This window comes from Herbaspirillum sp. C7C2, from assembly GCF_022627865.1.
GTDB lineage: Bacteria > Pseudomonadota > Gammaproteobacteria > Burkholderiales > Burkholderiaceae_D > Herbaspirillum > Herbaspirillum frisingense.
In genome coordinates this window covers 15,131-34,094 of the sequence record NZ_JABXGI010000025.1, presented here as the reverse complement: position 1 = coordinate 34,094, position 18,964 = coordinate 15,131, and the positions used below count along the sequence as shown (strand labels likewise).

Sequence of the window (18,964 nt, the reverse complement as noted above, 5' to 3'; positions counted from 1 at the left end):
ATCTTTGCCACAGAGAAAATGAAAGGACGCTCGCCATCAGGCATGCCTGCTGGCCGGCGCCGGGACGGCTGCTCAACTGCGCAGCTGCCCTCCATCGAGGACGAACACGGCACCGGTCGCGAAGCTGGTGCGCGCCGAGCACAGGAAGAGCACCATGTCGGCCACTTCCTCGGGGGTACCGAAACGGGCCAGTGCGACATCGCGCTCCAGCATCTCGGTCACCTTCTCGGGCGCGGCCTTGACCTTGCGTTCCCAACTGCCGCCCTCGAAAAGGATATTACCCGGTGCCACTGCATTGATGCGCACGCCCTCCTTGGCCAGGTAACGCGCCGCGCTGCGCACGAAACTGTCGACCGCAGCCTTGGAAGCCGAATAGGCCGTCGGCGCACCCAGCTCGGCGCTGCCGCAGATGGACGAAACGCACACGATGGCCGCGCCTTTCTTCAGGAAGCGACGCGCGGCGTGAACCGTGTTGGTCGTGGCCAGCAGATTGAGCTGCAAGACCCGCAACCACTCTTCTTCCGATTCGGTACCGGGTGGCACCGAGGTGCCGCTGCCGACGTTGCATACCAGCAGATCCAGCTGACCATGAATGGCAACGGCGCGCTCCACCACCGAGGCGGCGCCGGCCGCAGTGGTGACGTCACCGGCCACGCCGATGCCACCGATCTCATGCGCGGCGGCCTCCAGCCTGGACGGGTCGCGGCCGTTGAGCAGCACCTGGCAAGCTTCACCTGCCAGGGCGGCGGCGATCTGCCGGCCTATGCCCTGCGAAGAGCCGGTGACCAGGGCCACCTTGCCGCGCAGATCAAGTTCCATAGTGGCGGCTCAACAGCCCGGTCACCATCTGCACATACCGCGCCAGGGCACCGGCATGGTCGCCGTCGTCGGCGCGGGCGGTCTGCAGGATGAAGCTTCCGGCGTAGTGTCGGCGCGCCAGGCCGGCCATCACCTTCTCGAAGTCGGCGTCGCCGGTCCCCAAGGGGACGGTGGTACCGCCCAGCTTGCGATCCTTGACGTGGACATTGACGATGCGCTCGCCATAGGCGGCAAATTCTTCATCGGGATCGAAGCCCAGGCTGGCGCTGTTGCCGATATCGTAGTTGACGTTGAAGACGTCAGCCGGCAACAGGGCCATGAAGGCCCGATAGTCATCCGGACCATAGTCAGTCTCGAAGATCACCTGCACCCCGGTGGCACGCAGCACCTCTGCCCGTTCCAACAGATGGCGTACCAGCACATCGCGTTGTTCCGATGTCTCCAGGCGGCCGTTGTCCACCAGCGGCACCACGACGAAGCGCACCTCCAGGCGCGCAGCCGCGGCCAGCACCAGATCAAACTTGCGCAGCAGTTCGCTGCGTTGCTGGCCCTCGTATTTCCAGAACGGCATCTGCATGAAACAGTCGCCTGTCAACGAGTGGACGGCCACGCCATGGCGTGCCATCAATGCCCGTATTTCGGCCTGACCTTGTTCAGTGATGAAGGGGTTCTGCTCCAGACGCTCGTCGTCCAGGGTCCATTCCATTGCCGTCAGGCCCAGCGCCTGGGCACGCGGAAACTCGAGTTGCCAGGTATCCCAGGGAAAGGCCTGGATCTTGCCGTCGATACGATCGACCAGACGTCCCTGCATGAATCCTATGTTGTTCATCACAATCCTTTTGCAGTCCATCCGCCATCGACGATGAGGTCGGTGCCGGTGACATATTTGCTGGCTGGCGAAGCCAGGAAGATGGCGGCGCCCACCAGGTCCTCGGGCTGTCCCCACCGTCCCAGCATGGTATGACCGGCGCGCTGTTCATGCAGCACCGGGTCGGCATGGCTGGCGGCAGTCATGGCGGTCTGGACATAGCCTGGCACCAGGCAATTGACGCGCACCTGGCTCGGACCCAGATCCAGCGCCAGTGCCTTGCTCATCATGCGCAGACCACCCTTGGCGGCGACGTAGGCGGGATTATTGGGAAAGGCCATGAGCGAGCCGATGCTGGTGACCGTGATGATCGAACCCTGCCCGCGTGCGGCCATGCGGCGTCCGGCGTTGGCGCAGCAGTCATAGGCGCTGCTGAGGTTGCTGGCAAGGGTGGCGTTGAAGGTCTCGCTCGATTGCATGCCGCCCTGGGAAGGCAGGGTAATCCCGGCCACGTGGAGGTAGACGTCGATGGCGCCAAACTCGGCCTCGACATCATCGAACAGCCCAGCCACGGCGGCCGGAGCGCATACGTCGCAGCGACGGTAGTCGAAGCGCGCATCGCCAGCGGCATCCGAACGCCCGAAGCCCACCACCCTGGCGCCGGCATCGACCAGGCCATTGGCGATTGCATGACCGATACCGCGCGAGGCACCGGCCACCACGGCGACCTTGCCCTGCAGGGAAAAGAGAGAAAGGATGTCGCTCATTGCGAACTCATTCACCGATCAGCGGGATGAGCATGTTGCTGCGTAGCTCTTCGCGGTCGAGGAAGGGGAACAGGTCTTCCAGCGGCGACGATTCCATCTTGCCGTTGGCGCCCTGGCGGGTGGCAATACGCGGGATACGCGGCTCTTCCGGCAACACCATGACCTCGCACAGCAGCGGACCGTCGCCGGCCAGTGCCTGCTTGAGCTGCTCGGACAAGCGCGCGCCCGACTCGATGCGGATGAACGGCACGCCATAGGCGCGGGCCAGGGTTTCCAGGTCGGGCAGCGCCATTCCGCTGCTGGCATCGGCACCGACCAGGCGCTTGAAGTAGTTGGTCTGCGAGGTGCGGATCGAGGCGTAACCGGCGTTGTTGATGACGAAGCATTTCACCGGCAATTGCAGGCTGGCCATGGTTGCCAGTTCCTGCACGTTCAGTTGCAGACCGCCGTCACCCTCCACGCAGATGGTGCGCTGGCGGCCCGCCGCCAGGCAGGCGCCGACGGCCGCCGGCACGCCGAAGCCCATGGCGCCGGTGCCACGGTTGTGGAAGCAGCGCTGGCCTGGTTTCAGGCGCAATGCCAACAGGAACAGTTCCACCGAGAAGCCGGCACTGCCGGTGGCGATGACGTCGCCCTCGGCCATCTCGGAGGAGAGTGCATCGGTGAAGTGATACAGGCTGAGCGGTCCTTCGGTGGTGATCTGCTCGGGCTGCAGCAGGGGATACTTCTGCTTCCAGCCGGCAATGCGCTCCAGCCATGCTGCGTAGGACGGCAGGGGCGGCTGGCGATCGAGCGCCGCGTGCAAGGCCACCAGATAATCCTTGGCATCGGCCACCACAGGCAGGGCGATTTCCATCTTCATCTTGCGAATCTCGGCGACGTCGATATCGACCATGATCTTCACGGCACCGCGGGCAAAGCGGTCATGCGCGTAGGCCGTCATCGCCATGTCCAGACGGGCGCCCACCACCAGGATCAGGTCGGCGTTCTGCAACGCGAAGTTGGCCCAGCGCGGCGCGATCGAACCAGGACGACCGGCGTACAGGGGATGGTCTTCCTCGATGATGTCCATGCCCAGCCAGGTGGTCAGCACCGGCACGCCGGCGCGGTCGAGGAAATCGCGCAGTTCCGGAACGGCGCCTGCAATGCGCACGCCGCTGCCGGAGATGACCACCGGACGTTGTGCCTTGCGCAACAATGCGAGGGTTGCCTCGGCCTCGCTGCGCAGGTCTGCGCGCGGGGCTTGCACCGCTGCCGGCGCCCGACGCAGGGTGGCCGGATCGACTTCCATGGCCTGCACGTCCAGCGGCACATCCAGCCAGACCGGGCCACGACGGCCACTCATGGCGGCCTGTACCAGTTCATCGAAGACCACGCCCACATCTTCCGGGCGCAACAGGGTCACGGCCTTCTTGGTGATGGAGGACACCATGGTGACGATATCGGCTTCCTGCACGCCCAGCATGCGCAGTTCGGTACCGGCCTTGAGGTCGGCAGTTTTGACCTGACCGGAGACGAAGAATACCGGTGTCGAATCCAGCCAGGCGCCGAGGGTGGCGGTAATGACGTTGGTCGCGCCCGGGCCGCTGGTCACCAGGCAGGCACTGGGGCCGGCCAGCAGCTTGCCGGCGGCTTCTGCGGCGATGCCGGCAGCCTGCTCGTGCAGGCAGAGCACGGGTTCCAGCTGCGGGTGAAGGCCCAGGGCGTCGTTGAGGTGCATGGCCCCGCCACCCGGCAGGAAGAACACCTGGCGGATGCCCAGTTCGGCCAGGCGGGACATGATGTAATCGGCGACGCGCATTTCAATTCCTTCAATGGCTGGGAGCCGTTGGCAGGCTCATCCTTGCCACCGGTTCAAGAGTTGACTTCAGCGTCTTTTAACGGCACGAAGTCCATTTTGTTTAGTTCAGCGAGGCCAGATATTCAAGCGCCGACCAGAATCCGGCGCCGTGGTCCTTGTGCCCTTGCCATACCTCGGGGATGAATCCCATACCCGGGCAGGCAGCGATCTTCTTCCAGCTGGCGGGCCAATCGACGTCGCCGGTGCCCATCACCACGCCTTCGCCGTTGGTCCCCTTGGCGTCGGCGACGTGCAGATGCGCCGAATAGGGCAACAGCAGGGCCAGGGATTGCTGGAAGTCCAGGCCGAAATGGTTGCAGGTCATCTGCAGGTGCGACAGGTCCAGGCACAGCCGCATGTTCATGGCACGCGCCTGGGCTGCCAGCTCATCGGGCATCATGAAGATGTTCTGATGACGCTGGCCACCGAAGTGCCAGGGGAAAGGCGCCATGTTCTGCGGGATCAGTTCGGTGCGGCCGAAATCGATCTGTGCGCACGATGCCAGGAAACGCTCATACAAGACCTTGCGATGCGCCAGCGGGAACGGTGCATCGGCGGAGAAGCCGCCGACATTGGCCACGATCAGCAAGGAATCAGCCTGGGGGAAGAACTCGGCGATGCGGTGCGTGGCATCGACCACGCGCTGCAGGTTGTCGATGGAACGCTGGCGATAGGCTTCGTCGTCCGCAGCCAGGTCCAGCAGTTCGCTGTTCTCGAACAGTTCCGGCGCATGCACCACCAATCGGGTGCAGGCGACCTGCGTCAGATAGGGAGCAGGATCGACCCCCAGGTCGCGATACGACAGGTGGAACTCGAACAGGTCCGGCTTGACCCAGGTCTCGTACTGACGGAAATCGTGATAACGCACCGGCACGCCCCATTTCACGGGGAAGTGGTAGCGGCGGTCGATGCTGAGTTTTTCACGCAGATCGCTTTCGAACAGGAATTCACCCTGGGCAATGGCGCGATTGGCGGGCTTGCCCAGCAATTCGACCAGTTTGTAGGGCGCCAGGCCCTGGCCCGGACTGGCCACGCGCAAGGCACTTTCGCTGAATACCTCGCCTTCGGCGATGTCGCGCGCGGCAATCACGCTCTTGGCCAGGTTTTCACGGTTGAGCAATTCACCCTGGCTGGCATGACGGCCGGGGCCGCTCCACGGCAGCGCTTTCTCGATCTGGCGGATACCGTCCACCAGCTGCCGGAACTCGGCCGGCTCCAGGCTGGCCAGGTGGTCCGGCCCTTCCATGTTGCGGTCCAGGGTGATGTGGCGCTCCACCAGCGACGCACCCAGCGCCACCGCGGCCAGGGTCACGGCGGTGCCACGCTCATGGCCCGAATAGCCGATGACGCCATGCAATTGCTTCAGGCGGGCGATATAGCCCAGCTGGATATCGGACTCCGGCGCCGGATAGGTGCTGTTGCAATGCAGGAGCGCGAACGGCACCTGCAAGCTCTTGAGCTGATCGATGGCGCGCACGATTTCATGCTCGAAGGACATGCCGGTGGACAGCACCAGCGGCTTGCCCAGGCTGGCCGCCTTGCGAATCAGGTAGGGATTGCACAGGTCGGCCGAGGCGATCTTCAGGGCCGGGACATCGAAGCCTGCCAGCACGTCGACGCTGGGCTCATCCCAGGGCGTGCACATGTAGGTGATGCCGCGCTGGGCGCAATAGTCGCGCACGGCGCGATGATCTTCGATGCTCAGTTCGACCTTGTTGAGCAGGTCCTGGATGTATTCGACACCGAGGTCTTCCGCCACCGAGCCGTCGGCCTTGGTGCGATACAGCGCGCTACGATCGCGCAGCTGGAATTTGGCGCAGTCGGCACCGGCCTCGATGGCCGCGTCCACCAACTGCTTGGCCAGTTCCAGCGAACCGTTGTGGTTGTTGCCGATTTCGGCGATGACGAAGACGCGTGCCCCGCCGATTTCATGTCCATCGATGGAAAAAACGGTATTGCTCATAGGATTTTGGTGCGCCAGGAAACGACACCCTCATTTTCAAATTTGAAGATCGACAGCTTGCAGTTCAGGTCCTTGAGGCGCTTGGCCAGTTGCTGGCGATACTGCGGCTGCACGAAAAACAGGAAGAACCCACCCGCGCCGGCACCCAGCAGTTTGCCACCCAGCGCGCCGGCCTGCATCGCCGATTCGTAGATATGGGCCAGTTCGGGATTGCTGATGTCGGCGGAAAGACCGCGCTTGAGCTGCCAGGCCTTGTCCAGGCAACGACCGAAGTCCATCAGTTCGCCGCGGAGGAGATGGCGATGCATCTCCCGGCACAAGGCCACCATCTCGGTCAGCTGCTCGGCCTTGTTCTCGTTGGAGTAGGTCTCGCGCTGCTTCTTGTGCAGCGTGCCGGAATCATGCTTGATGCGCGAATCGCAGAGGATCAGGCATTCTTCCAGTTCGTTGACGGTCGCGGCTTCCAGCCGGATCGCATGAACCAGGTTCTTCTTGTCACCCAGTTCGATCAGGTTGAAACCGCCGAAGGCTGACGCATACTGGTCCTGCCAGCCACCTGCCACACCGAAGCAGACACGCTCGGCCTGGAAGGCCAGTTCAGCCACTTCATAAGTGGTCCAGCGGTCCAGTCGCATTTCATTGAAGGCCGCGACCACGGCGGTAGCGACCGCGGACGAACCGCCCAGTCCGGAGCCCACCGGAAAGTCGGAGCGCACATACAGGTCAAACCCATAGATCGGCTTGATCACCGACACTACCGCCGACAGCAGGTCCTGGCGGGGCGAAGCCAGCAGGTCCAGCAGCGAGGGGTAGTGGGTATGGGTATCGAGGTCTTCGGAATAGATGTGGATGTTGCGGTCGGCGCGCGGGATCAGGGTAGCGTGGGCATACAGCGCCACGGTGGTGCTCAGGACCGCACCGGGATGATCCACGAAGTAATAGGTCAGGTCCGATCCACCGCCGCCGAAGCTGATCCGCACCGGGGCGCGGGCACGCGTGAGGACCGGAGCCTCGGGCGAAGCCAGCTCGTACTCCGGGGTGATCAGGTCCATCAAGCGACCGTCCGGGGCGACCTTGGGAATGACAGTGAATCCCAGGTCCAGCAATTTCAGCATTTCCTCGCGACTGGCATTCATCCCGACGCTGCGGAAACTCTTGTTCATGCAGGCAGTGACGGTTTCATCGGTCTGGCCACCGTTGAGCAGGAAGCGCCGCACGTCACCATTGGTGATCAGGCCCTTCAACTGGAGCTCACGATCGGTTACGAAGACGGTCTGGAAACGGCTCGCTTCAATCTTGTCGATGGCAGACAGCAAATCCTCGTCGTCGTAGACGATCATTTTTTCCAGTAGCTGGTTCAAAATGCGACCCCCAGGAAGCGTTCAAGATGATCAACCACGTGATCCAGATGACTTTCGGTCAGCCCAGGGAAGACACCCACCCAGAAGGTATCGTTCATGATGACATCGCTATTGCCCAACTCACCGCTGACGCGATAGTTGCGCCCGATCATGTAGGGCTGGCGGGTCAGGTTGCCGGCGAACAACAGACGGGTGCCGATGCGCTGCTGGTCTAGGTAGGTCAGCAGGTCTACCCGTGACACCGGCGCGTTGGGGCGCAAGGTGATCGGAAAACCAAACCAGGACGGATCGGATTCCGGGGTGGCCTCCGGCAGGATCAGGAACTCCTCACAGCTCTTCAGACGTTGCTTGAGATAGGCGAAATTGCGCTTGCGGGCAGCCACGAAGTCATCCACCCGCTCCATCTGGGCCAGACCGCAGGCGGCCTGCATGTCGGTGATCTTGAGGTTGTAGCCCAGATGCGAATAGGTGTACTTGTGGTCGTAGCCTTCGGGCAGGTTGCCCAGTTTCCAGCAGAAGCGTTTCTGGCAGGTATTGTCCTTGCCCGGAGGGCAATAGCAGTCGCGCCCCCAGTCACGGAAGGATTCGGCAATACGCTTGAGCTCGGGGTTGTTGGTGAACACCGCGCCGCCCTCACCCATGGTGATGTGGTGAGCCGGATAGAAGCTCAGGGTACCGATGTCACCGAAGGTCCCCACCAACTGGCCACGATAGGTCGAACCCAGGGCATCGCAGCAATCCTCGATGAGCCACAGCCCGTACTTCTTGCACAGGCCGACCACCACATCCAGGTTGTAGGGATTGCCCAGCGTGTGGGCCAGCATGATGGCCTTGGTCTTGTCCGAAATGGCGGCCTCGATCCTGGCGGGGTCGATGTTGTAGGTCGGGATATCCACGTCCACGAACACCGGCACGGCCCCAAATTGCAGGATGGGGTTGACGGTGGTCGGGAAGCCTGCCGCCACGCCGATCACCTCGTCACCCGGACGGATGGCGCGCGCGCCCAGGCTGGGCGAAGTCAGCGTCGAAAAGGCGATGAGATTGGCCGATGACCCCGAATTGACCGTGATCAGGTGCTGCACCCCCAGATACCGGGCCAGCTTGGCCTCGAAGGCATCGTTGAAGCGACCGGTGGTGAGCCAGCCATCCAGCACCGATTCGGTCATCAGTTCCAGTTCCCTGCTGCCGATCACCTTGCCTGCCGGGGCCACGGTGGTCACGCCGGGGACGAATGCCACCGGCTGGTGCGCCAGTTCGCCATACTGTTTCACCAGTGCGGCGATCTGCTTTCTCAACTGATCTTTATCCATGATGTTCTGTTTTGCTGTCTTGCGACCTGGTTACCCTGCTTACGTCCAGCGCTTCCACGGAGCGCGTCCGGACCACCACAGGTCTTCGAGATAGTTCTTGTCGCGCAGGGTGTCCATGGGCTGCCAGAAACCGTTGTGATAATGCACCCTGAGCTGGTCTTCCTTGGCCAGGCGCTCGATGGGCGCGCCTTCCCAGACGGTGGCATCCTGCTCGATGTAGTCCAGCACGCGCGGCGAGAGGACGAAGAAGCCGGCATTGATCCAGCCGCCCTCCTCGGGCGGCTTTTCCTTGAAGCTCATGACCCGGTCGCCGTCCACGCTGAGCGTGCCGAAGCGCCCCAGCGGGCGCGCCCCGGTCACGGTCGCCATGCGGCCATGCTGGCGGTGATAGGCAATCGAGGCGGTAATGTCGATGTCGCCCACGCCGTCGCCATAGGTGAAACAGAAGTCGTCGTCACCGATATACTGGCCCACGCGCTTGAGACGCCCACCAGTCTGGGTGTCGGCGCCGGTATCGATGAGGGTCACCTTCCATGGCTCGGCATGCTTGTGATGCACTTCCACCGAGTTCTTGGCCAGATCGAATGTGACATCGGAGGTGTGCAGGAAATAGTTGGCAAAGTATTCCTTGATCACATAGCCCCGGTACCCGCAGCACACCACGAAGTCGGTCAGGCCATGGCTGGCATAGATCTTCATGATGTGCCAGAGAATGGGATTGCCGCCGACTTCCACCATCGGTTTGGGTCTGAGAGCCGTTTCTTCGCTGAGTCGAGTACCCAGTCCGCCGGCCAGGATGACAACCTTCATAAGCGCCTTTATTGAACTTTGATGCGATAATTCCAATAATTCGGCCCATTAAATCACACTTGAAAAACGGCCTATTTGGCGATTAGAAAGGTTTTTTTCAGCCTCACCCGCGCCTTCGTAGCTCATCCGGCGACCCGCCACCGCCGCGTTGGATGAATACGGATCAGCTGCGGCGGACGCCCGTCGAACCGTACCAAGAACGGGCCAATCTGATCCAACATGCTTCAATTCCAGACTTCTTCCTTAAAAATCCTGTATTTTCCCGAACAGGTCCCTGTTTAATCCTCTCACTCCGGAATCGCAATGAGCCAGAATGCAAACGACAACGCCCCGTCCTCCAAGGCACTGGAAGAAAAACTGGCGCAGATCGACGGCCGCCTTGACGGGCTGGAACACAGTTTGAGGCAGTTGATGACGACCACCCGCGTCATGGCCGAGACCCAGGCAAAGGGGATCGCCCAGATCGAACGGTCGATGCAGCAATTGCTGATTCCGCTGCATATTTCCTTGTCAAAATTGAAATCGACCACGCAACTGGTGTCGCGCAACGTCTATCGCGGCCCGCGCGAGGTGATCCGCGTGATCTTCCTTGTTCACAATGTGGAAACCTGGAACGCCCTGGATGAAATCTACCGCCTCATGCTGGAACACGAGCGTTTCGAGCCGGTAGTCGTGACCCTGAAGCGGGATTTTCTCAACGCACAGCGCTTTGGACAGGAAGAGATCAACTACAACGGCCTGATGCAGCTGGGCATCAAGCCGATCCGCTTCAACAGCAACGATCCGGTGGAAGAACTGGAACTGCTCAAGCTGATGAACCCGGACATCATCTTCCGGCAAGCGCCCTGGGATATCAGCATCCAGCCTGAATTCCGCTACAACGAAATCAACTTCGCCAAGGTCTGCATGGTGCCCTACGGTTTCGGTTCGGTTGCCATGCAGGATGAACACTACAACCACCATTTCATGCGCAACTGCTGGCGCATCTATGCCGAGTCGCCGCTGGCGCTGGATCGTGCGCGGGACTTCATCTTCGATTCCAACATGGTGGTGGCTGGAACGCCCAAATTCGACCAGATCATCCGTGCCAAGAGCGAGGCTGCCTGGCCACTGCCGATCGGCCCCGACAAGATCCGCATCATCTGGGCACCGCATCACAGCATGACCGCGGACTGGCTCAATTTCTCCACCTTCCGGAGCAACTACAAGCATTTCCTGCAACTGGCGCGCGAATGTCCGCACCTGGACATCGTCTTCAAGCCCCACCCGGCCCTGCTGGAAAAGGTCGTCGCCTATGGCTTCATGACGCAACCGGATCTGCGCAGCTATCTCGAAGAGTTTCTCGCCTTGCCCAACACCGCCATGGTCACCAACGGTGACTACGCGCCGCTGTTCTGGGGTTCGGACATCCTCATCACCGATGGCATTGGCTTCTTCGGGGAATACATGGTCACCGGCAAGCCCATCATCTGGACCGAGAACCCGGGGCACTTCCCCTTCAACCCGATCGGCGAGATGTTGCAGGAAGGCATGTATCGGGCCGGCGATTTCGAGGCTGTCGTGGGCTATCTGGAACAACTCTGCGTGGAAAAACAGGACCCGCTCAAGGAGAAGCGCGAGGAAATCATCAAGCGCCTGTTGCCGCGCCCCGAGGGCAGCGCGCAATTCATCGTCAACGACCTCCTCAATGAAATGGACAAGCTGTAAGCCCACGTCCTGCTTTGCCTAGTATTTCACCTACAAGAATATCGAATGAACATCGTCATCCTCGCCGCCGGCATGGGCAAACGCATGCAATCCGCCCTGCCCAAGGTCTTGCATCCCCTGGCCGGCAAGCCCCTGCTGGGCCATGTGGTCGACCTCGGCCGCTCGCTGGCCCCCTCACAACTGTGTGTCATCTACGGCCACGGCGGCGACGCCGTACCCAAGGCATTTGCCGACCAGGGCCTGTCGTTCGCCCTGCAGGAACCCCAGCTCGGCACCGGCCACGCCGTCATGCAGGCCTTGCCCCATCTGGACGACAACGCCCCCACCCTGGTGCTGTACGGCGACGTCCCCCTGACCAGCACCGCGACGCTGCAGCGCCTGCTGCAAGCTGCCGGCCAGGACAAGCTGGGGGTGCTGACCGTCGAGCTGGACAACCCCACCGGTTACGGGCGCATCGTGCGCGAAGGCGGCAAGATCACCCGCATCGTCGAACAGAAGGATGCCAGCCCGGCCGAACTCGGCATCAAGGAAGTCAATACCGGCATCATCGTCGCGCCCACCGCGCGTCTGCGTGACTGGCTGTCCAGGCTGTCCAACAAGAACGCACAGGGCGAGTACTACCTCACCGACGTGATCGCCGCAGCCGTAGCCGATGGCGTCGAGGTGGTCTCGGCCCAGCCCGACGATGTGGCCGAAACCCTGGGGGTCAACAGCAAGGTGCAACTGGCGGAACTGGAACGGGTACACCAACTGCGCATCGCCCGTGCCCTGCTGGAGTCCGGCGTGACACTGGCCGATCCGGCACGCATCGACGTACGCGGTGTGCTCAACTGCGCGCGCGACGTCAGCATCGACGTCAACTGCGTCTTCGAAGGCAAGGTCAGTATCGGCGAAGGCGCCACCATCGGCGCCCACTGCGTCATCCGCAACGCCCATATCGCTGCCGGTGCGAACATCAAGCCCTTCACCCACATCGAAGACGCGGTGGTCGGCGCCAAGGCCCAGATCGGTCCCTATGCCCGCCTGCGCCCCGGTACCGAACTGGCGGCCGACGTACATATCGGCAACTTCGTCGAGGTCAAGAACAGCATCGTCGGCCTCGGCAGCAAGGCCAATCACCTGGCCTACGTGGGTGACGCCGACATCGGCAGCGGGGTCAACGTCGGCGCCGGTGTCATCACCTGCAATTACGACGGTGCCAACAAATTCCGCACCGTCATCGAAGACGATGCCTTCATCGGCAGCGACAGCCAGCTGGTCGCACCGGTGCGTGTGGGCAAGGGTGCCACCATCGGTGCCGGCACGACGCTGACCAAGGACGCAGCGGCCGGCCAACTGACCCTCTCGCGCGCCAAGCAGCTGTCGCTGGCGGGATGGCAGCGCCCCGTAAAGATAAAGAAGTGAGTGCCCAGGCGCGAATCTGAATTATCCACAGCAAAAAAAAATCGGCCGGCCACATTGTGCGCCGGCCGATTTCTTTTTAGCGCCGCTCACATCGCATCAGCTCTCGATGGGCACTGCCGTTTCGAACTTGCTGCGATAGATGGAGAAATAGCTGCGTACATTACGTACATTGCGCTGCGAGGCGAACAGGCGATGCGCCAGCGCGTGATAGGCCGGCATGTCCCGCACCAGCACCACCAGCACGAAATCCGGCCCTGGCGAGACGCGATAGCACTGCTGCACCGCCGGCTCGGTCGCCACCAGCGCCTCGAAGGCCTGCTGCTCTTCCTCGCCCTGGCGGTCCAGCGTGATCTCGACCACTGCAGTCAATGTCGACGACAGGCGCACCGGATCCAGCAAGGCCACCTGACGCGCAATCACCCCGGCCTCGACCAGCCGCTTGACCCGCCGCAGACAGGTGGGCGGAGAGGCATGCACCCGGGCAGCCAGCTCCTGGTTGGTCTGGCTGGCATCGGTCTGCAAAGCCTGCAGAATCCGGCGGTCAAGGTCGTCCAGGTCGAGTTTCATCAGCGTTGAATCAGGGGCCAGTCATGGATCGGAAAAGATTGGAACCGCGCATATTGGAATATAAATTCATTAAATTGAATTTAATTCCCAAATATTTCTATACGTCGTAATCAGGCAATATTAATTCATTTAATACCAATTTTAGAAATCATATTTCAAATTGCCTGCCCTACCATGCATGCACATCTTTTCCCAAGAGGCATTCCATGTGCGGCATCGTCGGCGCAGTAGCGCAACAAAACGTCACTCCCATCCTGCTTGAAGGCCTGAAGCGCCTCGAATATCGCGGCTACGACTCCTGCGGGGTGGCGCTGCATGTGGATGGCAAGCTGCAGCGTTCGCGCAGCACCTCGCGCGTGGCCGACCTGCAGCAGCAGATTGCCCAGACCGGCCTGGCCGGCTTCACCGGCATCGCCCACACCCGCTGGGCCACCCATGGCGCCCCTGCCACCCACAATGCCCACCCGCACTTCTCGCGCGACCGCATCGCACTGGTCCACAACGGCATCATCGAGAACCACGACGAACTGCGTGCCGAACTGCAGGCAGCCGGCTATACCTTCGAGAGCCAGACCGACACCGAAGTGATCGCCCACCTGGTCGACCACATGTACGACGGCGACCTCTTCCACACCGTACAGCAAGCCGTGCACCGCCTGACCGGCGCCTATGCCATCGCCGTCTTCTGCGCCGACGAACCGCACCGCGTGGTTGCCGCACGCCAGGGATCACCCCTGATCGTGGGCGTGGGCGAGGGGCAGAACTTCGTCGCCTCCGACGCCATGGCCCTGGCCGGCACGACCGACCAGATCATCTACCTGGAAGAAGGCGACGTCGTCGACCTGCAACTGCAAAAGGTCTGGATCGTCGACAGCAACGGCCGACCAGCCGAGCGCGAAGTACGCACGGTGCAGGCCTACACCAGCGCAGTGGAGCTGGGCCCTTACCAGCACTACATGCAGAAGGAGATCTTCGAGCAACCGCGTGCCATCGCCGACACCCTGGAAGGCATGGTGCGCATCATGCCGGAACTCTTCGGCGACAAGGCCTACAAGGTCTTCAAGGAGGTCGACTCGATCCTGATCCTGGCATGCGGCACCAGCTACTACGCCGGCCTGACCGCCAAATACTGGCTGGAATCGATAGCCCGCATCCCCGTCAACGTGGAAATCGCCAGTGAATACCGTTACCGCGACAGCGTCCCCAATCCGAAGTCACTGGTGGTCACCATCTCGCAAAGCGGCGAGACCGCCGACACCCTGGCCGCACTGAAGCATGCCCGCAGCCTCGGCATGCCGCATACCCTGACCATCTGCAATGTGGCCACCAGCGCCATGGTGCGCGAATGCGAACTGGCCTACATCACCCGCGCGGGTGTGGAAGTCGGCGTTGCCTCGACCAAGGCCTTCACCACGCAGCTGGCGGCATTGTTCCTGCTCACCCTGGCACTGGCACAAACCCGTGGCCTGCTGACTGACGAGGAAGAAGAAGCCCACCTCAAGGCCATGCGCCACCTGCCCGCAGCCTTGCAAAGCGTGCTGGCACTGGAGCCCAGCATCGTGGCCTGGTCCGAGGCCTTCGCGCGACGCGAAAACGCCCTCTTCCTGGGTCGCGGCCTGCACTACCCGATCGCACTGGAAGGCGCACTCAAGCTCAAGGAAATCACCTATATCCACGCCGAGGCCTACGCCGCTGGCGAACTCAAGCACGGCCCGCTGGCCCTGGTCACCGAGCAGATGCCGGTGGTGACGATCGCACCCAACGACGCACTGGTGGAAAAGCTCAAGTCCAACATGCAGGAAGTGCGCGCACGCGGCGGACAGTTATATGTCTTCGCCGACGGCGACTCACGCATCACCTCGGCCGAAGGCGTGCACGTGATCCGCATGCCAGAACATTACGGCGTGCTCTCGCCTATCCTGCATGTGGTGCCGCTGCAGTTGCTGTCGTATCACACGGCATTGGCAAGGGGGACGGACGTGGACAAGCCGCGGAATTTGGCGAAGTCGGTGACGGTGGAGTGAGGGGGCGTTCTGACCACAATGTTTGTTCCATACAATTATAGTCAGAGACATGCAATTAAAGTCTGAGACATGTAATTAAAGTCTGAGACAAGTTTTTCGTGCAGCTCTAGGATTGAAAATCTTTATGTCGGTGGTTCGATTCCGCCCCGGGCCACCAAGAATGTTCCAAGTAAAAGCGCCAGCCCTCACCGGTTGGCGTTTTTCATTTCTGGGACTGGAAATTTTCGGCTTCGGCCTATTTTCGGTTTCCTCCTGCCGATTTGCCCTCCTCGCATACCTGCTCTCCCAAGTCCAGCAACATACGCTTCAGGCTCCTTCTTGGCCTCGAGATTTGACCGCCTCTGCACTTAGTCCAGTGAAAAGTTTGACAGTGAAGTCGTCGAACATCCTGGGGAGCGCCTTGCTGACTAAGAATATACGCTGACATCGAATCATTCGGCACCCTGTGCCCGCGTGGCCTCGACAGCCAATACCGGCCGTTGACCGCGTCCGGTCTGAACGACCGCTTCTCGGGTGAAAGCCGCCAGTCGATTGCTGGATTCTCCGCGCGCTGGCTCGAGCCGCCCCTGCGCCGCCATCCAGCTAGAAATTTGAAAGCCGTCACTCAGCCGCAAGTGCAGGGCCAAGGCACAGCACAACTGTTTTTGCAGCATGACGTCACTGATAAGCGGCCGGATAACGGTGGGCTCAACCGTAGAGTCAATGAAAAAATACTCGGTGACGGCTTGAGGAAAGCGTGGAGGCACCTTGTACTGTGATCCTTCAGCCCCCCGCTCCCTGCAACCGCGTGCGATGCAAAGCCAAGTACACGCGATGCGCGTCGCTGAGCCAGCGCAGCGCCATACCGGAATGTAGCCCCAGGTGACTCCGGATCTCATCCGTCAATGTTGGCGAGATCAAAAGTCCGCCATCATCGTCAAAGCTGATCAGAAACCGATCAAACAGCGCATCCAAATTGGCCACCAGCAAAAAGCCGTTAAACACGTCCAGTCGCTCCGCATCGCTGGCGCACTCTACCCATGGTTTTGCATGGCTGGCGCGAAGCACCTCGGGCAGCGCCACGGCTGTCACAGCGCAGGCGCCGCCCCAGTAGTCAAGCATGGCCTCCCGGAATTTCTGCTGTCCTACTCTCTGACGGACCAGTCGTTCCACCTCTGTTCCGCCAAGATTTGGTGGCAGTTGAGCCAACTGGCGGGCCACTGTCGCCTCATAGTCGTTGGCAGCTTGGCTGGGCAGGGCACGCGCCAAACCAGCGGCGCGACGAAGCAAAGTCGCCAAGCTCGCTACCGTGTCGGCAGAAAAGCCATCGGTTTGACGATGCTGGGGAAATGAGCGGCGCATCTCGGGTAGCAGGGCTGGCGTTTCGGCGCGCAAGCGCAGCAGGTAACCGCCTGCGGGCTGGACAACTACCTGCGCGGTTGCGACGTGCCGTGCTGAAGCCAGCAGTACACCATCTGGCTCGCTGGCGACTACATGCTCGAAGCCATGATCGTGGCCCGCCTTTTCGACCAAGGCTCTCTGGAGCGGGTTCATCAACGTTGTCACGGCAGTATTGAAAATGGAATCCGACATGGGCGCCTACCGCAATGCTTCCTGCCGCTTTGCAATGAACCTACGGCGGAATAACAATCCTTCATCTGAGCTGGGGTCAAGAGTCAAGCGGACAACGTCGCCCTGCAGGTCTAAGGGAGGGGGCGTAGTCGTCGTGACGATGTATTGAAACGGCAGTTGACCGTCTGGATACTGCTCCTTTTGGAGGGTATCGATCAGTGACAGGAAGTTCTCATAGAGCCCTGTGCTCATGTCCGCCTCTCGAGGGCAATCATGAATGAAGAGCCCTGGCAAAGCGCCCTCCGTGCGTGGACTGTCCAGCATGCAAGCTATATCGCCGAGCAGGACCTCCAAGACTCGGAAGGCTTCTCCCCCGCGCATGGAGAGCCGAAATGGCCGCTGCTCGTCACGCGGATCAAAGGTGCCAAACGCACCGTCGGGGAACAATTGTTGGGTCAGTCCGTCGGTGATTGATGCAAGTGACTTTTCTCGGTCGGACTTGTTCTGCTGCAGCACAACCAGTTGGGTCTGAACACGTCCAAGGTCCTGCTCAACCTGAATGCTCTGAGCACGAGAAGCTTCGATATCAGCCTGTGCCTGCGCCGACCCAGAGGAGCTTTCCCAGCGAGCAAGTTCTTCCAGCAGGGCAGGCCATTTATTGGCTTCAAGCTCGGCAGTCCGCTTGGCCAGTCGAGTCCGGCTCTGCGTGGTGATGAGCGTCTTTTCGTTCAGCTGCATCGCCTCAATTCGCTGCGCCAGTCCGTTCTTGCGCAATAACACCCTGCCTGCACGGGAAACTGACTCATCCATTGCAAGTTGGAGGTTCTTCTTGTCTCGGGCATCGCGGATGCTGGCCTGCTCCAGTAGGTGTATCTCCGCCCTCACATGCTGGCATTCGGAGAACCGCACATTACCTTCTTCGCAATGCCCAGTCAGCTGCCTAAGTTTGAGCAACTGCGTTCCCAGGGAACGAAATGCTGCCTCATCACCTCGCCTGGCGGCATCTGCAAGGTCAAACTCAGTTTTGGCTTTTTCGTGTTCAACCTGCACCAGCTTCAACTCGGCTCGCAGGTCGGCTACGGCTTGGTCGTCCGCTTCCTGCTTGGCGTTCCACTGTGCCAACCGCTTTTCGGCCTCCTCGCTTGCTGCCCTGATGCGACGTTCCACCGAGTCCCCGAAAAGGTCGTCGACGCGGATAGGCAAATCATCAGGCAGCTGGCCGCGAGCTCTCAGGCTCGACTCGATTCGGCGGCGGATTAGCGCAGGCTCCTTCATCAGAGCTTCGGTTTTCTCCTTCGCCTTCTTGACGCTATCCTCCAACTCAGCCGCCTTGGTCAAAAGCGCGGACTCTCCCTTGTCCAAGAGACCAAGCACTGCTCGCATGACGATGGGTGGATCCTGACGGCGACGTTGCAGCAAATTTCCTTCACCGTCGCGCCAGGCAAAGAACGACTTGAACCGTGACCCTTGATCCCGGCTGATCCAGGCCAGCAAATGCCGCCATTCGATGGCCTGGCCAGTCTCGGGAATGCTCTTGGGCGCGACCCGGCTCATCATGTCGTCCGCGAGCTTCTTGAGAAAAGCACGGTCACTGCCCTCGGTCTGGCGAGTCCAGATGCCAGTGATCTCCGTACCCGGGCAGGCCACGCCCTCCTTGTGCGCATTGAAGTACCGACACAAAGTGAAGGGCTGTCCGTCCACATGCATCACGGCAATGACGCCGCCTTGCGGAAATTCTCCGACCAGCTCGTCACGCATTTCCGCCACGGCTTCAGAAGCATCGCCCATGCACAACCTCAGCAAGAGGCACAGCGAGGACTTGCCCACACCATGCCCGGCCGCGCGTGTGCCTTTGGCACGGCCGGCGGTTGGCTCTTTGGCCCACACGATGTTCAGCCCGCGTTGAAAGGAGATCGTGCGCAGCACGTGATCTTCGCCCGGTTCGTCGAACAGGGCCAAGCACTCAAACCACAGGCGCGGCGCGCTTCTGTCTGTCGATAAATGCTTGGTCAGTTGCTTCACAGCGCCGTCCT

At 61.2% G+C, this 18,964-nt stretch carries 14 protein-coding genes; 3 read left to right on the top strand and 11 right to left on the bottom strand.

What is annotated here, in order from left to right; all coding sequences use genetic code 11:
* Positions 1-72 precede the first annotated feature (72 nt).
* The 8 genes from HWE04_RS21615 to rfbF form a co-directional block, all read right to left on the bottom strand.
* On the bottom strand, positions 73-819 hold the full coding sequence (locus tag HWE04_RS21615; RefSeq protein WP_241813677.1) for an SDR family NAD(P)-dependent oxidoreductase: 747 nt from the start codon (positions 817-819) through the stop codon (positions 73-75).
* Positions 809-1,648 carry a sugar phosphate isomerase/epimerase family protein gene (locus tag HWE04_RS21610; RefSeq protein ID WP_006461293.1) on the bottom strand — a complete coding sequence of 280 codons (840 nt, stop codon included), beginning with the start codon at positions 1,646-1,648 and terminating at the stop codon, positions 809-811. The genes HWE04_RS21615 and HWE04_RS21610 overlap by 11 nt, the downstream gene beginning before the upstream one ends.
* Entirely contained in the window at positions 1,648-2,394 is a 747-nt protein-coding gene (locus HWE04_RS21605) for an SDR family oxidoreductase (RefSeq protein ID WP_241813676.1), read from the bottom strand. Before HWE04_RS21605 ends, HWE04_RS21610 begins: the two co-directional genes overlap by 1 nt.
* Before the next feature lie 7 nt (positions 2,395-2,401).
* Positions 2,402-4,195: a thiamine pyrophosphate-binding protein gene (locus HWE04_RS21600; protein ID WP_077236273.1), complete on the bottom strand. Its 1,794-nt coding sequence runs from the start codon at positions 4,193-4,195 to the stop codon at positions 2,402-2,404.
* A gap of 100 nt (positions 4,196-4,295) precedes the next feature.
* Positions 4,296-6,197, bottom strand: coding sequence for an N-acetylneuraminate synthase family protein (locus HWE04_RS21595; RefSeq protein ID WP_006461289.1), 1,902 nt, complete (start codon positions 6,195-6,197; stop codon positions 4,296-4,298).
* Positions 6,194-7,537, bottom strand: a complete 1,344-nt coding sequence (locus HWE04_RS21590) for a GHMP family kinase ATP-binding protein (RefSeq protein WP_006461288.1) — start codon at positions 7,535-7,537, stop codon at positions 6,194-6,196. The genes HWE04_RS21595 and HWE04_RS21590 overlap by 4 nt, the downstream gene beginning before the upstream one ends.
* Before the next feature lie 17 nt (positions 7,538-7,554).
* On the bottom strand, positions 7,555-8,868 hold the full coding sequence (gene rfbH, locus HWE04_RS21585) for a lipopolysaccharide biosynthesis protein RfbH (RefSeq protein ID WP_006461286.1): 1,314 nt from the start codon (positions 8,866-8,868) through the stop codon (positions 7,555-7,557).
* Between the two features lie 39 nt (positions 8,869-8,907).
* Complete coding sequence (rfbF, locus tag HWE04_RS21580) at positions 8,908-9,678, bottom strand: glucose-1-phosphate cytidylyltransferase (RefSeq protein WP_006461284.1); 771 nt, start codon at positions 9,676-9,678, stop codon at positions 8,908-8,910.
* A 303-nt stretch (positions 9,679-9,981) separates the two neighbouring features.
* Here rfbF and HWE04_RS21575 point away from each other — a divergent pair, with 303 nt between their 5' ends.
* The gene (locus tag HWE04_RS21575; RefSeq protein ID WP_006461283.1) at positions 9,982-11,385 is read left to right on the top strand and encodes a CDP-glycerol glycerophosphotransferase family protein; all 1,404 of its coding nucleotides are present in this window, start codon (positions 9,982-9,984) and stop codon (positions 11,383-11,385) included.
* A 45-nt stretch (positions 11,386-11,430) separates the two neighbouring features.
* The gene (gene glmU, locus HWE04_RS21570; RefSeq protein WP_241813675.1) at positions 11,431-12,789 is read left to right on the top strand and encodes a bifunctional UDP-N-acetylglucosamine diphosphorylase/glucosamine-1-phosphate N-acetyltransferase GlmU; all 1,359 of its coding nucleotides are present in this window, start codon (positions 11,431-11,433) and stop codon (positions 12,787-12,789) included.
* Positions 12,790-12,885: 96 nt separating this feature from the next.
* Here glmU and HWE04_RS21565 read toward each other — a convergent pair whose 3' ends face one another.
* Positions 12,886-13,356 carry an Lrp/AsnC family transcriptional regulator gene (locus tag HWE04_RS21565; protein WP_241813674.1) on the bottom strand — a complete coding sequence of 157 codons (471 nt, stop codon included), beginning with the start codon at positions 13,354-13,356 and terminating at the stop codon, positions 12,886-12,888.
* Positions 13,357-13,562: 206 nt separating this feature from the next.
* Between HWE04_RS21565 and glmS the strand changes: the two genes are divergently transcribed.
* A complete protein-coding gene (gene glmS, locus HWE04_RS21560) occupies positions 13,563-15,380 on the top strand; it encodes a glutamine--fructose-6-phosphate transaminase (isomerizing) (RefSeq protein ID WP_241813673.1) in 1,818 nt (605 codons plus the stop codon).
* A 762-nt stretch (positions 15,381-16,142) separates the two neighbouring features.
* Here glmS and HWE04_RS21555 read toward each other — a convergent pair.
* Positions 16,143-16,952, bottom strand: coding sequence for an HNH endonuclease (locus HWE04_RS21555; RefSeq protein WP_241813672.1), 810 nt, complete (start codon positions 16,950-16,952; stop codon positions 16,143-16,145).
* A gap of 6 nt (positions 16,953-16,958) precedes the next feature.
* Positions 16,959-18,953 (bottom strand): hypothetical protein, encoded by a 1,995-nt coding sequence (locus HWE04_RS21550; protein WP_241813671.1) that lies wholly within the window; start codon positions 18,951-18,953, stop codon positions 16,959-16,961.
* Positions 18,954-18,964: the final 11 nt, after the last annotated feature.

What these genes read in the sequence shown, in the direction of transcription:
- HWE04_RS21615 (WP_241813677.1), bottom strand. Translation starts at nt 819, where the DNA reads ATGGAACTTGATCTGCGCGGCAAGGTGGCCCTGGTCACCGGCTCTTCG.
- HWE04_RS21610 (WP_006461293.1), bottom strand. Translation starts at nt 1,648, where the DNA reads ATGAACAACATAGGATTCATGCAGGGACGTCTGGTCGATCGTATCGAC.
- HWE04_RS21605 (WP_241813676.1), bottom strand. Translation starts at nt 2,394, where the DNA reads ATGAGCGACATCCTTTCTCTCTTTTCCCTGCAGGGCAAGGTCGCCGTG.
- HWE04_RS21600 (WP_077236273.1), bottom strand. Translation starts at nt 4,195, where the DNA reads ATGCGCGTCGCCGATTACATCATGTCCCGCCTGGCCGAACTGGGCATC.
- HWE04_RS21595 (WP_006461289.1), bottom strand. Translation starts at nt 6,197, where the DNA reads ATGAGCAATACCGTTTTTTCCATCGATGGACATGAAATCGGCGGGGCA.
- HWE04_RS21590 (WP_006461288.1), bottom strand. Translation starts at nt 7,537, where the DNA reads ATGATCGTCTACGACGACGAGGATTTGCTGTCTGCCATCGACAAGATT.
- rfbH (WP_006461286.1), bottom strand. Translation starts at nt 8,868, where the DNA reads ATGGATAAAGATCAGTTGAGAAAGCAGATCGCCGCACTGGTGAAACAG.
- rfbF (WP_006461284.1), bottom strand. Translation starts at nt 9,678, where the DNA reads ATGAAGGTTGTCATCCTGGCCGGCGGACTGGGTACTCGACTCAGCGAA.
- HWE04_RS21575 (WP_006461283.1), top strand. Translation starts at nt 9,982, where the DNA reads ATGAGCCAGAATGCAAACGACAACGCCCCGTCCTCCAAGGCACTGGAA.
- glmU (WP_241813675.1), top strand. Translation starts at nt 11,431, where the DNA reads ATGAACATCGTCATCCTCGCCGCCGGCATGGGCAAACGCATGCAATCC.
- HWE04_RS21565 (WP_241813674.1), bottom strand. Translation starts at nt 13,356, where the DNA reads ATGAAACTCGACCTGGACGACCTTGACCGCCGGATTCTGCAGGCTTTG.
- glmS (WP_241813673.1), top strand. Translation starts at nt 13,563, where the DNA reads ATGTGCGGCATCGTCGGCGCAGTAGCGCAACAAAACGTCACTCCCATC.
- HWE04_RS21555 (WP_241813672.1), bottom strand. Translation starts at nt 16,952, where the DNA reads ATGTCGGATTCCATTTTCAATACTGCCGTGACAACGTTGATGAACCCG.